Origin of the sequence: Pseudoalteromonas fenneropenaei (genome assembly GCF_042643375.1) — a bacterium.
GTDB classification, from domain to species: domain Bacteria; phylum Pseudomonadota; class Gammaproteobacteria; order Enterobacterales; family Alteromonadaceae; genus Pseudoalteromonas; species Pseudoalteromonas fenneropenaei.
Map to the genome: position 1 here is coordinate 247,707 of NZ_JBHRSD010000001.1, position 13,982 is coordinate 261,688.

Annotated in this window: 12 protein-coding genes; 8 read left to right on the forward strand and 4 right to left on the reverse strand. The window is 44.1% G+C overall.

The window, feature by feature from the left end; genetic code table 11:
• Nucleotides 1-139: 139 nt before the first annotated feature.
• Nucleotides 140-1,078 carry a DUF368 domain-containing protein gene (locus ACFOEE_RS01105; RefSeq protein WP_377120034.1) on the reverse strand — a complete coding sequence of 313 codons (939 nt, stop codon included), beginning with the start codon at nucleotides 1,076-1,078 and terminating at the stop codon, nucleotides 140-142.
• A 159-nt stretch (nucleotides 1,079-1,237) separates the two neighbouring features.
• Between ACFOEE_RS01105 and rdgC the strand changes: the two genes are divergently transcribed.
• The gene (rdgC, locus tag ACFOEE_RS01110; protein WP_377120036.1) at nucleotides 1,238-2,140 is read left to right on the forward strand and encodes a recombination-associated protein RdgC; all 903 of its coding nucleotides are present in this window, start codon (nucleotides 1,238-1,240) and stop codon (nucleotides 2,138-2,140) included.
• Nucleotides 2,141-2,305: 165 nt separating this feature from the next.
• Here the strand turns inward: rdgC and ACFOEE_RS01115 are convergent, their stop codons facing one another.
• On the reverse strand, nucleotides 2,306-3,145 hold the full coding sequence (locus ACFOEE_RS01115) for an HDOD domain-containing protein (RefSeq protein ID WP_377120038.1): 840 nt from the start codon (nucleotides 3,143-3,145) through the stop codon (nucleotides 2,306-2,308).
• A 240-nt stretch (nucleotides 3,146-3,385) separates the two neighbouring features.
• On the opposite strand from ACFOEE_RS01115, the gene ACFOEE_RS01120 reads away from it, so the two are divergent.
• Nucleotides 3,386-5,074 carry a dipeptidyl-peptidase 3 family protein gene (locus ACFOEE_RS01120; RefSeq protein ID WP_377120040.1) on the forward strand — a complete coding sequence of 563 codons (1,689 nt, stop codon included), beginning with the start codon at nucleotides 3,386-3,388 and terminating at the stop codon, nucleotides 5,072-5,074.
• A 336-nt stretch (nucleotides 5,075-5,410) separates the two neighbouring features.
• On the opposite strand, the gene ACFOEE_RS01125 is transcribed toward ACFOEE_RS01120, so the two are convergent.
• Both ACFOEE_RS01125 and ACFOEE_RS01130 read right to left on the reverse strand, forming a co-directional pair.
• Nucleotides 5,411-5,806: an HIT domain-containing protein gene (locus ACFOEE_RS01125; protein WP_377120042.1), complete on the reverse strand. Its 396-nt coding sequence runs from the start codon at nucleotides 5,804-5,806 to the stop codon at nucleotides 5,411-5,413.
• Nucleotides 5,807-5,921: 115 nt separating this feature from the next.
• On the reverse strand, nucleotides 5,922-6,821 hold the full coding sequence (locus ACFOEE_RS01130; RefSeq protein WP_377120044.1) for a LysR family transcriptional regulator: 900 nt from the start codon (nucleotides 6,819-6,821) through the stop codon (nucleotides 5,922-5,924).
• A 125-nt stretch (nucleotides 6,822-6,946) separates the two neighbouring features.
• Here ACFOEE_RS01130 and ACFOEE_RS01135 point away from each other — a divergent pair, with 125 nt between their 5' ends.
• Genes ACFOEE_RS01135 through ACFOEE_RS01160 form a run of 6 tightly spaced genes read left to right on the forward strand, consistent with a single transcriptional unit; the run spans nucleotide 6,947 to nucleotide 13,831 of the window.
• Nucleotides 6,947-7,552 carry a glutathione S-transferase family protein gene (locus ACFOEE_RS01135; RefSeq protein WP_377120046.1) on the forward strand — a complete coding sequence of 202 codons (606 nt, stop codon included), beginning with the start codon at nucleotides 6,947-6,949 and terminating at the stop codon, nucleotides 7,550-7,552.
• A 45-nt stretch (nucleotides 7,553-7,597) separates the two neighbouring features.
• Complete coding sequence (locus tag ACFOEE_RS01140; protein ID WP_377120048.1) at nucleotides 7,598-9,052, forward strand: di-heme oxidoredictase family protein; 1,455 nt, start codon at nucleotides 7,598-7,600, stop codon at nucleotides 9,050-9,052.
• A gap of 18 nt (nucleotides 9,053-9,070) precedes the next feature.
• The gene (locus tag ACFOEE_RS01145; protein ID WP_377120050.1) at nucleotides 9,071-10,216 is read left to right on the forward strand and encodes a cupin domain-containing protein; all 1,146 of its coding nucleotides are present in this window, start codon (nucleotides 9,071-9,073) and stop codon (nucleotides 10,214-10,216) included.
• A complete protein-coding gene (locus tag ACFOEE_RS01150) occupies nucleotides 10,209-11,432 on the forward strand; it encodes an aromatic ring-hydroxylating oxygenase subunit alpha (protein ID WP_377120052.1) in 1,224 nt (407 codons plus the stop codon). Before ACFOEE_RS01145 ends, ACFOEE_RS01150 begins: the two co-directional genes overlap by 8 nt.
• Before the next feature lie 2 nt (nucleotides 11,433-11,434).
• Entirely contained in the window at nucleotides 11,435-11,920 is a 486-nt protein-coding gene (locus ACFOEE_RS01155; protein ID WP_377120054.1) for an aromatic-ring-hydroxylating dioxygenase subunit beta, read from the forward strand.
• A 12-nt stretch (nucleotides 11,921-11,932) separates the two neighbouring features.
• Complete coding sequence (locus ACFOEE_RS01160) at nucleotides 11,933-13,831, forward strand: flavin-containing monooxygenase (RefSeq protein ID WP_377120056.1); 1,899 nt, start codon at nucleotides 11,933-11,935, stop codon at nucleotides 13,829-13,831.
• The last annotated feature ends 151 nt before the right edge of the window (nucleotides 13,832-13,982 follow it).

A 13,982-nucleotide genomic window follows, 5' to 3' on the forward strand; every position in this document is an offset into this window, starting at 1 on the left:
GTTGATCAAACCACTTTTCTCACGAAAAAATTCAACACACCCTAATAACTTAGCACAGCTTTTTTAATTGATTAAAGAGACTTAGATGAAGAAAATCAGATTTTTGAATTTTAAGCAAGAAAAAGGCGCTGAACGCGCCTTATTTCGTAGCTGTCAATTTTTCAACCAATATAATGAGCACAAAGCCAAATAACGCCAAGCCAATACAGATTAAAGTATTAGGGTTTTGCCCGGTTTGAGCAAGAAAGGTACTCGGCAGAATGTTTTCTTGCATTAACGGCTTGGTAACACCATGACTATTGACGTATGTACTAATGACTTCTTTCCACGGCCACAGCAAATTCAACGAGCCAATCAAAAAGCCTGATAGCAAAGCAAACGTCACCTGCTCATAAGCTTTTAATAACCAAGATAAAAATCGTGAGAATGCCATTAAACCAATTACACAGCCCAGCAGAAACAACGCCAAAAGTGCCACATCCAAACGGTTCACAGCAGCCAACACATGCCCGTACATGCCCATTAACAGCAAAATAAAGCTGCCTGAGATCCCGGGCAGTATCATTGCGCAAATTGCAATTGCTCCCGCCACAAAATAAAACCAAGTTTGTGGGTTTGCTTCAGTTGGTGCCAACGATGTTATCGCAAACGCAATCGCTGCACCTAATACGCAACTTAACACTACAGGTAAGCTCCAGCGCTTTACTTGTTTGGCGACATGCCAAAATGATGCGACTATCAATCCAAAAAAGAACGACCACACTAAGGTCTGATGATGCTCAAGCAAATAAGTGATGAGTTTTGCTAACGACGCCGCGCTAGTTAACAAGCCTGAAAATAAACACAGTAAAAAGAAGCCATCAATATATTGCCATGCAGGGCGTACACCTTGCTTCATCAAAATCGAGAGCGCAGTCATATTGACGTTTTGAATAGCCCCCAATAAGCGGGCATAAATCCCCGTGATAAAAGCTATGGTGCCACCAGAGACACCCGGTACGACATCCGCCGCCCCCATGCCTGCACCTTTTAAGAAAATAAACAACCAGTCACGCTTTTGTGATTGCCCCTTCGCCATGCTCAATACATCTCCATTCTGAGTAATGTGCCAATGGTATTATGAGTCACAGGCAAAGGTCACGGCTATTTGTCAGTTTCGGGGAAAATTATCCTAGGGTCGCTTTTGGGTCAGTATTCTTGTTATGATTGCCCCTCACTTCGCAGAGGATAGACATTAATGTGGTTTAGTAACCTGATCTGTTATCGTTTTAAACAAGACGTGGCTTATGAACAAAGTGACTTCGAACAAGCACTAAGCCAAGATATTTTCCGTCCATGTGCCAGCCAAGAACTGAGTTCATTTGGTTGGACTAACGCGCTTGGAAAACACGGTCAAACTTTGGCTCACTTCTCTCAAAACTGTATTTTGGTTTGTGCCAAACGGGAAGAAAAAGTCTTACCCGCTTCAGTCGTAAACGACTTATTGGCTGAAAAAATTGAACAAATTGAGCGCGAAGAACAACGTCCAGTTAAGAAAAAAGAAAAGGACGAACTAAAAGAGAACTTGCTCACTACCCTGTTGCCTCAGGCTTTTAAGAAATCGAGCCTGCAGTTTGCCTTTATCGATACTGAAAATGGTTGGGTCATAGTTAACAGCGGTAGTTTCAATAAAGCTGAAGAGTTACTGGCTTTACTACGTAAATCACTAGGTACTTTGCCTGTCGTTCCTGCTTTTGCAAACTACGATTTAACCGTACATTTAACCGACTGGTTAACTAAGTTCACACCGCCAGAAGGCTTTGCCTTAGGTTTGGATGCGGAGCTACAAGAGCCGGACGAAAGTGGCGCACAAGTCAAATTCAAACAATTCGATTTATCCAGTGACGAGATCCAACAACATCTTGCCAACGGTAAATTGGTGACTAAGCTTGCCATCGACTGGCGCGAGCGCGTTAAGTTTGTGCTGCAAAATGATGGCACATTGAAACGCCTCAATTACGCTGAAACTTTACGCGAGCAAAATGCCGACATACCAAAAGAAGATATGGCGGTGAAAATCGACGCTGACTTCATTTTGGTTAGCGAAGAGATCAAAGCGCTGCTCACCGACTTGCTCGCCGGACTCGGCGAACCGGAATAAACTATACCTACATAACTTGGCGTTACAGGTAGGCGCAAGTAAGCCCCCCATGAGCTTAGCTATGCCATGTGATTGGGTAAGCGAACGCAGCCAACACCGCTGCAACTTCAGTTACAAAAAAACGGGAGCTTAGACTCCCGTTCTATGTCCTTTAAATCCCAAGTGTTATAAAAACATGGTCTTAACGTCTTCAAGAATATCGTGGTAGCTGTCGTCTTCAAACATTTCTAAAGAACGTAGCACCCCTTTATCAACGTATACCTGCAGCGCCGCCGTTTTATCTGAAACTTGTAAAATACCTTCAATGATGGCGCCGACCCGAATAAAGTCCACATAACAAACGTGTTCTGGTTTGTAATTGGGGTTCGACCAACTTTCTGCCACTTCAACAAACTCATCGGTAAAATCCCATTCGCGCATAATTGCGCCACCAATTTTGCCCGCCAATTTTTGAATGGCGTGAGCAAGGAAACTGGGATTGGCAAAAACTTCAGGATGGCGCTCCGCTTCAGTTAAAATTGGTAACACACCAATGTTAAACACCAAAGATGCCAAAGTAATGGTGTCTTTATTCATTGAAGTATGTTTATTCACCCGCAAATAAAAATCCATCACCGTAATAGCCTGACACGCCACTTTCAGGGTTTTTTCCCAGGCTTTGTCCATATAAGTTTTAATAAGCTTATTGTGCGACACGAACAGCTGCTCCATCGCCATGGCCGTGGCGATGTTTTTAATTTGCCGCAAGCCAATTCGCGTCACGGCTTGGTTTAAGGTATTCACCTTCACAGTACGACCCATAAACGCACTGTTGGCTACTTTAATCATACGCGCCGCGAGAGCTGGGTCATGGGATATGACATCCGCCATTTGCATCAAGTTAACCTCAGGATCATCCGCTGCTTGACGAACCCTGACGGCAATCTCCGGCAGCGTAGGCAGTACGAGCGTATCGTTGTTAATACGGTCGATGAGTATGGTCAATAACGCATTTTCAGTTGACATAGGCAAAGATCCTTCGAATTTTATACACTGCTGTACCACAAGTCGTGATCAGTGAAGATTTGTTTTTATAGCTTTAGTATTGTCTAACATTCGGATAAAGTTAAGAAAAGTGAGAAAAATATTCTGCTTTTATTTTTATCCGAGAAAATTCAAAGTAAAGCATAAATAGAGGCGGAAAAAGCCACGAAAATACGCTAAGGTGTTGCCCACAATAACAAGTAAATCCAGCGTGGGAACACAATGAAACTTTCTAACCTAAGTCAGGCAGTATTACTTGCCAGCGTAGTTGGCCTAGCCGCCTGCAGCAAACCAGACACTAATAATACAACACAAACTACAGACTCAGCCGCGAGCAGCACCATGAACTATCAACTCATTGATACCGATGCAGCACGTTTAGATATTTACACTGAAGTTACCCTCACCTCAGACCTGTCTCATTTAAGCGATAAGCAAAAACAACTGATCGCCAAATTGATCGATGCCTCGAAATTAATGGACGAGTTATTCTGGAAACAAGCATTTGGCATGGACAAAGACACTTTCCTCAGCCGAATTAGCGACCCGAAAGTACGTCAGTTTGCTGATATTAACTATGGCCCATGGGATAGATTAAACGGCGACAAAGTGTTTTTATCTGGCTTTACTGACAAAGCACTAGGCGCCGAGTTTTACCCAGCCGATATGACTAAAGAAGAGCTAAACAGCGCTGAAGTCAAAGACAAAAATGGCTTATATTCGGTGATCCGCCGTGATAAAGCAGGCAAGCTTTATAGCATTCCTTACTCAGACGAATACCAACAACACATTGATGCCACTGCGACTTTACTCCGTGAAGCGAGTTTATTGGCTGAAGATCAAGAGTTTGCCAACTACCTCAACTTACGTGCCGACGCGTTGGTTAACAACAGCTACCAAGCCTCTGACTTCGCTTGGATGGACATGAAAAATAACCCAATTGATGTGGTGATTGGCCCGATTGAAACGTATGAAGATCAGCTGTTTGGATACCGCGCAGCGTTTGAATCGTACGTGTTAGTTAAAGATCAAGCTTGGAGTGCACGCCTTGCTAAATTCGCCGCTTTCTTACCTGAATTACAAAAAGACTTACCGGTTGCCGCTGAATACAAACAAGAAGTACCAGGCTCAGACGCTGACCTCAATGCGTATGATGTAATTTACTACGCAGGCCACTCTAATGCAGGTAGTAAAACTATCGCCATCAACTTACCGAATGATGAGCAAGTCCAGTTAGAAAAAGGCACACGCCGCCTACAGCTGAAAAACGCCATGCAGGCTAAGTTTGACAAAATCATGCTGCCAATTGCCGAACAATTAATTGTTCCTGAGCAACGTAAGCACATTACCTTTGAGGCGTTCTTTGCCAATACCATGTTCCATGAAGTGGCACACGGGCTAGGAATTAAAAACACCATCAATAACAAAGGTACGGTTCGTCAGTCGTTACAAGAGCACGCCAGTGCCCTTGAAGAAGGCAAAGCCGACATCCTTGGCTTGTACATGGTTGAGCAACTTCTGAAAAAAGGCGAGATCACTGAAGGCACGCTGGAAGATTACTACATTACCTTTATGGCTGGGATCTTCCGCTCGGTACGTTTTGGTGCATCAAGTGCGCATGGCAAAGCCAATATGATCCGTTTTAACTACTTCCAAGAACAAGGTGCGTTTGCCCGCAATGCACAAGGCCTATATGAAGTAAATATGAAAAAAATGGCTACGGCTATGGCAAACCTATCTAACCTGATTTTGACCATTCAAGGTGATGGCGACTACGAGCGTGTTTCTGCACTACTTGCAACCCATGGCGATATCAAAGCTGAACTGGCACAAGACTTGGAGAAATTAGCAAAAGCCAATATCCCAGTTGACGTTACCTTTAAACAAGGTAAAGCAGTGTTAGGACTTTAAACTCAGGCTTTAGCATAAAGCCACAACTTGTGGCTTATTAAACACAGCAGCCGAGTAAGCAGGTTTAATCAGCTTACTCGGTTTTTATTTACCAAGACATTTATAAGTGGCTTTTTAAACCGCCAGCATTGGACTATCAATCACATCAACAAAACCAAAGCAATCACACCAACAAAACCAAATTGCGGCAACCAACACTAAAGTGCGCTTTTATCGAAAGACGCTTTATAAACGGGCTCGGTTGGTGTGCGTAATACCCAGCGCAAAATAACAGTACCGATTTGCTCAAATATGTTAGGTTCCTTAGTGATGAGTGAAGTTCAGTTTTAGGTTTGCTCACAAGGATAGCTGAGATTTTAAAATTCGCAGTTGTTCAGCGTCATACGGTACTGCGGGGAATTGTCCCCACACCGGCTTTGGCCACGCTTTATCTTGTTTGAAGCGCGCAATATGATGAACATGAAGCTGCGGTACCATATTGCCAAGCGCCGCAACATTGAGCTTATCAGGGATGAAAACGTCACGCAGCATGTGGCTTAAGGTGCTTGACTCTTGCCACAACTGGAGTTGCTGATCATCACTTAAATCTATAATTTCTTTAACGTTATTCACGCGCGGCACGAGGATAAACCAAGGATACTGGCTGTCATTCATGAGCAATACGCGACACAACGGCCAATCCGCCAACACGATGCAATCTCTTTCTAATTCGGGCGCTAAGCTAAACATCACCAAACCTTTAAGTCAGTTATTTTCTATCTGTACTTTACCCTATCGCGTGTCCTTCGCCTACCTGAGAAAGCATCTCAAGGTTTCGTTGTTCCTGATGAGCTTTGCCTACACCAAATTACTGGTATATGTTGGTTTCACAAAACTGTGACTTTAAAAATTCAATAAAGACTCTCGATTTTTCAGGAACATAGCGACTCTCGGGATAGATAGCGTGTAAAGTCAAGCGACGTGCAGGCAATTCTGGCATGAGGACTTGGATCTGACCATTGCGGATCTCATCAAGCACTAAAAACTCTGGTAATAAGGCAACCCCTTGATTGGCCAAAACTAGACTTTTAATTACGGCTGGACTGTTTACTTGCGTTATGTTGGCTCGCAGACTTTTCAACCAGCTATAGGATAAGCCTTGATCATGCCATGGCTCTAAAGCGACATTGTTATCTATTAACCACTTATGCTGAGCAAGTTCAGCAAACGAGTGAGGTACGCCATGATGCTCTAAGTACAACTTACTGGCACAAAACAACATGGTAAAATGGCGGATAGGCGTTGCAACAAAATCTTGCACTCCAACACTGCCAACACGTAATGCTAAGTCAAAATTTTCAGCAATTAAATCCACTTTACGATTGCTAAGTTCAATCTCTAACTGAATATTTGGAAATAGGCTTATAAATTGAGGCAGTTTAGGTGCCAGTAATTGTTCCCCGAAAGTCACCGATGTGGTGATGCGTAGTAACCCAGAGTGCTGAGAGCGTTCTTCTTGCACCTGATCGATCAAACAAGAATATTCATCCAAAATATGGACTATAGTCTGATATAGCTTTCTACCCGCTCGCGTTAATGACACTTTACGTGTAGTACGAGTAAAAATTTTAGTTGCGAACTGAGACTCAACATTGTTGATATATTTACTGATCACGGCTTTAGATAGCCCTAATCTAAGCGCTGCCGCAGTAAATGAACCAGTCTCAGCAACAGCCATTACGGCTCTAAACCCATCAAGCGTGTCCACTAATTAACTCCATATTATAAACAGGCTGTAAACAATGTGTTTATGATGTGTGCGTTTATCATTTTGCCATTTTAGGCTTAAATACCCCCCGCCGTCACCAAATTGGGAGCTACTAGCTGTTTATTATGAGTAATCTTCAACTGTATTATCATCCAATGTCAGGTCATTGCCACAAGGTAATGTGTCTGGCGTCCATGCTTAAGTTAGATATAGCAATGGTATTGTTGGATCTAAAGTCCGGACAACAAAAATCCGCCGAATTCCTATCACTTAATGCGCTAGGTCAAGTTCCGGTGCTAGTCGACGAACAACTAGTACTAAGTGATTCACACGCTATCTTAGCCTATCTCGCACTACGCTATGATCCTGACCACACTTGGTATCCTCAAGCTCCAGAGCAACAAGCTAAGATCCAACGCTTTTTGGCTTTATCCGCTGGAGAAATTTGCCAAGGGCCAAATTTGTATCGAGGTATAAAAGCACTCGGTAAGAGTGGAGATTTAGAGCTCGCATACCACCGAACTACCGCCGTTTTTTCTTTTCTGGATCAAAACCTTAAAAATAATCAATGGCTCGTTGGTAACTTCCCAACCATCGCAGATGTAGCTATTTACAGCTATTTAGCATTAGCAGTAAAAGCAGGTTTTCCATTGGCCGACTTTACTAACACTGCAACTTGGTTAGAAAGATTCGAGCAATTACCCGGATTTATCAATACTGCTGATAAATAATCGCCATTTTTGACAAGTAAGTTATTGTGTAAAAAGGAAAGTGATATGGAAATCCCATCACTCAAAGGGGCTTGTGCTCCCCTCATACAGCCTCTGACATTATTATCCTCACGCACCTTGCTCAGTCTCGCGATTTTCGCCAGTCCGGCCTATGCTGCGTGCCCTGCAAACTACCCCGAAACAGGGGCGATTGAGCAACACATTGAGCACGATGATATTGCGAACAACAAGGCCAGCATCGCGCATATCCATCGCTTAGGGAAGCAGCTGTTTGTGGCTAAATTTAACCTCTGCGATGGTCAAGGCCGCCCCGCGACCACTGGCGGTGGGGTGAAGCGAGCTGCAGATCAACCCGCGTTTATCCGTACTTCATCACCCGAAACAAACTCCTGCGCGGGCTGCCATTCGCAACCTGCGATTGGGGGTTCTGGTGAGTTTGTAGTCAATGCATTCATTCTCGCGCAGCGCCTCGACCCTGTCACTGAATCAGTATCAAGCGATTTTAGTAATGAGCGTAACACTTTAGGTATGCATGGCTCAGGGGCTATCGAGATGTTAGCGAGGGAAATGACTTTTGAATTACGTGCGCAAGCGCAGGAGTTACCTGATGGCGTGCATACCCTACAATCCAAAGGTATTCGTTTCAAAATCCGTAAAGAACATGGGGCGGTCGTAGAAAGTGAAGGGATCAACACCGACTTAATGGTCAGGCCTTTCAATCAGTCAGGCAATATTGCGACGTTGCGACATTTCAGCGTTGATGCCATGAACCATCACCACGGGATGCAAGCGGAAGAACGATTCGACCTTAATCCCGGCAAAGGATTTGACAAAGACCACGACGAAGACGGTGTAGAGCGAGAACTATCGATAGGTGATATTACCGCGTTGACTGTCTATCAGGCCACATTACCTGTACCACAACAGGTGTTGCCACATTCACGCAAAAAACGCCAAGCCGTGCTGTTGGGTGCCAAAAAATTCAATGATATCGGCTGCAATAGCTGCCATGTTCCTGAATTAACATTAAATGTACCGGTGTTCTCTGAACCAAGTCCGCTCAATGCCGCCCACACCTTTAATGATACATCCCGCTCAATACGTTGGGATATGACCACAGAAGGCAAAGCACCTCGTTTATTAAAAAACCAAGATGGCACTGCAACCGTACGTGCATACACAGATCTAAAGCGTCACAACCTGTGTGATCCAAAAGGTACTCCAGATGCTATCCGATTCTTTTGCAACGAAAAACTAGATCAATCACGGCCAGCCCAAGATGGCAATCCTGGGGCCGAGTATTTTATTACCCGTAAATTATGGGATGTAGGAAGCTCAGCCCCCTACGGCCACCGTGGCGACATTACCACACTAACCGAAGCGATTCTGTATCACGGTGGTGAAGCACGTCAAAGCCGAGATGGCTTTACCTTGTTGCCGTTGTCTGAACAACAAGCCGTTATCCAATTTTTAAAATCACTCCAAGTTGTCGATGAATAACACCCTAAAGGAATTGCAATGTTAGAAAGTAAATTAGTTAGTTTGGTCAAACGTGACGACATTCCCTCAATGCGTACTATTGAAGTCAATGGTGTCGAACACTGGCTTGGCCATGTCAAAGACTTCACCAAACACCAAGATTTGCAGGCGTTTTTACCCAAAGACAATCGTATTTCAATGGCTTGGGTGCGGTTGGAAGCTGGTGAGCAACTGGATGAACATGTTCATCCAGTTGAGTCGATGATCTTGATTTGTGAAGGCGGTGCAAAAACACTTGGTGATGTTGAAACCGACATGGTAGCCGGTGATGCGCTCTTAGTTCCTCCTACTCGTCCACATGGTTTTATTGGTGCTGAGCCCTCTGGCTTTTGGGGATTATCTCTTCAATTCGATTCTCGGGGTCTCTATGAAGATATTGCAGATCCTTGGGCAACATTTCATGAAGACGAGAATTACCTAGTACAAAATGCCGATAATATCGTCGACAAACTCTTCCAAACAAATGACAAATTCAAAGATAGGTTTGATAAACATCGACTTTTTGCATTGGTCAAAAAAGGCCTATTGAAACAACCTCATGCTAAACAACGATTTTTAGACTGCTTTCAAGTGTGGTCGAATCATTTTCAGAAAATGGTCTTTTTCCGTTATTTAACAACAAACTCAAAGCTCCACTCTGACATTGCTTGGGAGCATTTGCTTGAAGAGTTTGGCCACAATAAATCTCTCGAATCAAGCCGAAAGCAGCACACGGAGATTTTTGATCCCATTCTAGAAGCTACTAGCAACTGGTTTAGCAGTGCCATGCAACGCATTTCTGATCAACAAAAACTGGTTCTAGTACACCTAGTGGTTGAAGCATCTGCAACGATTTTCTACAAGCATCTGGCGCCAGAGATGTCTTCAGATACCAGTAGTGAGCACTTTCACAGCCATGAGAGCGACGACCACCACCATGTCAAGATGGGTTATGACCACATTCGACGCCACACACCAACCTTGCAAGAAGCAGAGCAGCTTTTCCGCATCCAAGAACAAGGTTGGTCAATGTTAATGGCGGTTATGAGCCGTATCGCAGATCTAGTTGTCCATGGCAGCAATCAAGCGCCTAGTGTTGCCACCAATCAAGTCAGTAGCAAACCGGCGAAGGAATTAGTTGAGTAAGCCTATGAATCAAGCCTACCAATGGCCAGAAGCTGGGGAGCGACGCCTCCCCCGCTTTATTTACACAGACGAAGCCATTTTTGCGCGGGAAATGGAACGGATCTTTTTCGCCGATAGCTGGAATTATGTTGCTCTTAGTTGTGAATTGCCCAATCCTGGTGACTATATTCTAAGTTCCATCGGTAATGTCGGTGTTGTGGTCTCAAGAGACCGCAAAGGTGAGGTACGGGTTTTCGTGAATCGCTGCCCTCATCGTGGGGCCCGCCTCTGTGAACGTCGAAAAGGCAACAATAAATTATTTACTTGCCCTTACCACGAGTGGAGTTTCAATCTAGAAGGTCGCCTTGTTGGTGTTCCACTCAGCCGAGGTGTGGACGGGAAAGGGGGTATGTCAGAGCAATTTGACCCCAGCGCGCATCATTTACAACAACTCCATGTAGCACAGCGACATGGGGTCATTTTTGCGAGCTTTAGCAATACAATTGCGCCACTTACTGATTATTTTGGCCCGAAAATTCTAAAATACTTTGATCGCGTTTGTGATGGCCGCCCACTTAAAGTGATTGGAAAACATAAGCATGTTGTCTACGGTAATTGGAAACTGCAGATAGAAAATGTCAAAGACACTGTCCACGCAGCTATTTTACACGCTTTTTTCACCCTCTTTGGTATCTGGCGTTCCGACCAAAAGACGCAAATTGTGGTTGAAGCAAATGGGCGTCACAGTGTCTTAGCATCCACTGCCACCTTTACCAAACAAGAAGGCTCCTCTTCAACCACAGCAAACGGCGAATTTCAACTAGCAGATGAACGTTTGATAGCGCACAGCCCAGAATTCCAAGAAGCAACTGGGGCAGTGATGACACTATGGCCAAATCTGATTTTTTTGCAGCAACTCAATTGTTTGGTTATGCGCCATGTTGAGCCGGTGAATTCCAATTCCTGCATCAAAACCTGGACATTTTTTGCCTATGCCGATGAAGCGTCAGAATTAACGGAAAGACGTATTAAGCAGGCTAACTTACTAGGGGCCGCGGGGCTAGTTACCATTGACGACAATGAGATTCTGGCGTCTTGCCAACAGGGCATTGCTTATCCGCAAGATTTCCAATGCGTTTTAGAAGCTGGTGAAGGTAATGGCGACTGTGATTATATGGTATCAGAGTCTGCGATTCGCGGTTTTTACCAGTATTATCGGCAAGTAATGGAGTTATAAAGATGCAAGACTTGCTCGACTCATTGCGCCTAAACAAAGCGTTGCAGGATTTTTATTGCTCATATGCCGCCACTTTAGATGAACGCAGCCTCTCTCAATGGCCAAGTTACTTTACTGACCAAGGACTTTACTTGCTGACCAACCGCACCAACCACATCGAGCAACTGCCTGTCTATAACATCTATTGTGAAGGTAAAGGCATGCTAACCGACCGCGCTATTGGCATTGAAAAAGCAGTATGGTTCCGAGACAGGCAGCAGCGCCGCATGATCTCCAATATTCGCCTTTGTTCACAGCAAGGCCAGTTAATAGAGGCCAAGGCCAATTTCTTTGTGATGGAGTCGCGCCAAGGCCAGCCATCACACCTTTTGGTATGCGGTGAAAGCTATGATTCATTTATGTACCAACAAGACACTTTGTTGCTAACCCGAAGACTCTGCGTTATTGACGCAGAAATTTTACCTGACTCCATTATTTATCCGCTCTAAAGGAATACCCACATGGATAACCCAAGCCATCACGGCATGTCTGCACCTAGCCACCCGATGAAGCGCGTTGCAGTTATAGGTGCAGGCCTCTCTGGATTGGTCACAATCAAAGAGCTAGTTGATGAGAGCCACACTGTTGTCTGCTTTGAACAACATGACAATATTGGCGGCGCTTTTTATAACAAAGCGGATGAAGGTGGTATCTACAACGATATTCACCTGACAGTATCGAATTACTTTATGGCGTTTTCATCGTTTGCCGCTCGCGAAGACGTGCGAAAATATTGGACCGCCAGCGAGTATATTGAATATCTTGAAGATTTCACTCAACATTTTCGACTACGTAAGTTTATTCAATTTAATACTGAAGTACTGAGTATTGAACCTGTTGGCACTCAACAGTGGCGGGTCCGCACACAGCGTAATGGGGAGATCTGCGAGGATTGGTTTGACGCCATCGCGGTGTGCAGTGGCAAGTTTCGAAACCCAGCTTATCCTAACCTACCCAATATTGATCAATTTCAAGGAAAAATACATCACAGCTTCGATTTTAAAGAGCCAAGTTACTTTAAAAATAAGCACGTGGTTTGCTTGGGTTTAGGGGAATCAGGTTCAGATATCGCGCATCAAATAGCACAAGTCGCTGCGCAAACCCATTTAGTGGTAAACCGTCCAAAAAGTGTTATTGCTCGGGTGATTTTAGGTGATACCGGAGATTCGCGTACAACTCGCGCTGCACATTACTCCTTTTTAATAAATCATTCCAATTTTGAAGCAACGCTTAAAAAACGTATTATGAATAAAGGCCTGAAGCTCAACGAAAGTAAACACAAAAGGCCTCTCAGCGCATTCTGGATGTGGAAGTTTCTGGTAAAATATGGCTTGCATGGTGAATTTAGTAACAAAAACGACATTTGGATGCAAGATTTAGACAGCGGCAAAACTCAACTCCATCTGTTTTCGATTGAGCGTTTTGAAGCCAATGGTATTGTTTTGAAAGACGGCCAATTTATTCCGTGCACAGATGTTGTCATGGCTACTGGCTACAAAACCCAATTTGACTTCATTGCCCACCCAGCCGCACGCGAGGTCGCCGAGAATATTCGTTGCAATTACTTGCACATGATACATCCTGACCTACGTGACAGCATGGTCTGGATAGGTTTTGCGCGTCCAGATGTCGGTGGCGTACCGACCATTGCCGAACTACAAGCTCGTTATTATGCAAAACTCTTAGCGGGCAAATTGCCGCTTGAGCATAGCACAGTGCTACATGAGAAAATCCGTGACTATCAAGTCGAATGCCAACAGCAGTTTTGTTTAGAACCTGAACGTTCAGAAAATGTGCGTTATTATCGCTTCACTCATTATCTGGCTGAAAAGCTAGGGGTAGTACCGAGATGGTATGATCTATTCCCCAATCTACGCCTGATGTTTTATTTATATCATGGCAGTTTAGTTGCAGCTCAGTTTCGTTTACGAGGCCCAGGTAAGTTGCCAGCTCATGCCAAGAAAGTCATGCGAAAAGTCGGCTTGATGCAAGTACCAACCTGGCACAAAGTATTTTTCTTTACTTTAACCTCAACACTCTCATTATTAGCACCACCAATAAGAAAATTCATCAAGCTCTTTGGTGTCAGTGATAAAAATTGCAATTCATATAAAAAATACACCAGCGTCGCCGCGATCCTCAAACAACAATGGCCTTCCGGACAACACTTTGAACTCAACGACGACACTAAATTGGGAGCAATCTTTCCAAGCCAATTTGAATTAGAAGGATTTAAATATTTTCTTTCTTCTGAATATGACGTGCCAATAGAACTACTGCAAACCAGTCAGACAGTTGGCGCATTAAACAACTATTTGCAAAGCAGTAAAGGCGCGTTACAGGACATAACCACTTCCTAACCACATTCAACTACATTTCAAGTTCCCGCTTTTTTAGCTAGGAAATGCACGGAAAAGCGGGATAGCACTGCCAAGCCCGCTTTTAACAACTCATTCATCCTAATTTTTAATCACTTTAACCGATTTGATTGCAGCTAAAGATGCACCCAGC

Excerpts from the sequence above, each read along its gene's own strand:
- ACFOEE_RS01105 (WP_377120034.1), bottom strand. The coding sequence starts at position 1,078 with ATGGCGAAGGGGCAATCACAAAAGCGTGACTGGTTGTTTATTTTCTTA.
- rdgC (WP_377120036.1), top strand. The coding sequence starts at position 1,238 with ATGTGGTTTAGTAACCTGATCTGTTATCGTTTTAAACAAGACGTGGCT.
- ACFOEE_RS01115 (WP_377120038.1), bottom strand. The coding sequence starts at position 3,145 with ATGTCAACTGAAAATGCGTTATTGACCATACTCATCGACCGTATTAAC.
- ACFOEE_RS01120 (WP_377120040.1), top strand. The coding sequence starts at position 3,386 with ATGAAACTTTCTAACCTAAGTCAGGCAGTATTACTTGCCAGCGTAGTT.
- ACFOEE_RS01135 (WP_377120046.1), top strand. The coding sequence starts at position 6,947 with ATGAGTAATCTTCAACTGTATTATCATCCAATGTCAGGTCATTGCCAC.
- ACFOEE_RS01140 (WP_377120048.1), top strand. The coding sequence starts at position 7,598 with ATGGAAATCCCATCACTCAAAGGGGCTTGTGCTCCCCTCATACAGCCT.
- ACFOEE_RS01145 (WP_377120050.1), top strand. The coding sequence starts at position 9,071 with ATGTTAGAAAGTAAATTAGTTAGTTTGGTCAAACGTGACGACATTCCC.
- ACFOEE_RS01155 (WP_377120054.1), top strand. The coding sequence starts at position 11,435 with ATGCAAGACTTGCTCGACTCATTGCGCCTAAACAAAGCGTTGCAGGAT.
- ACFOEE_RS01160 (WP_377120056.1), top strand. The coding sequence starts at position 11,933 with ATGGATAACCCAAGCCATCACGGCATGTCTGCACCTAGCCACCCGATG.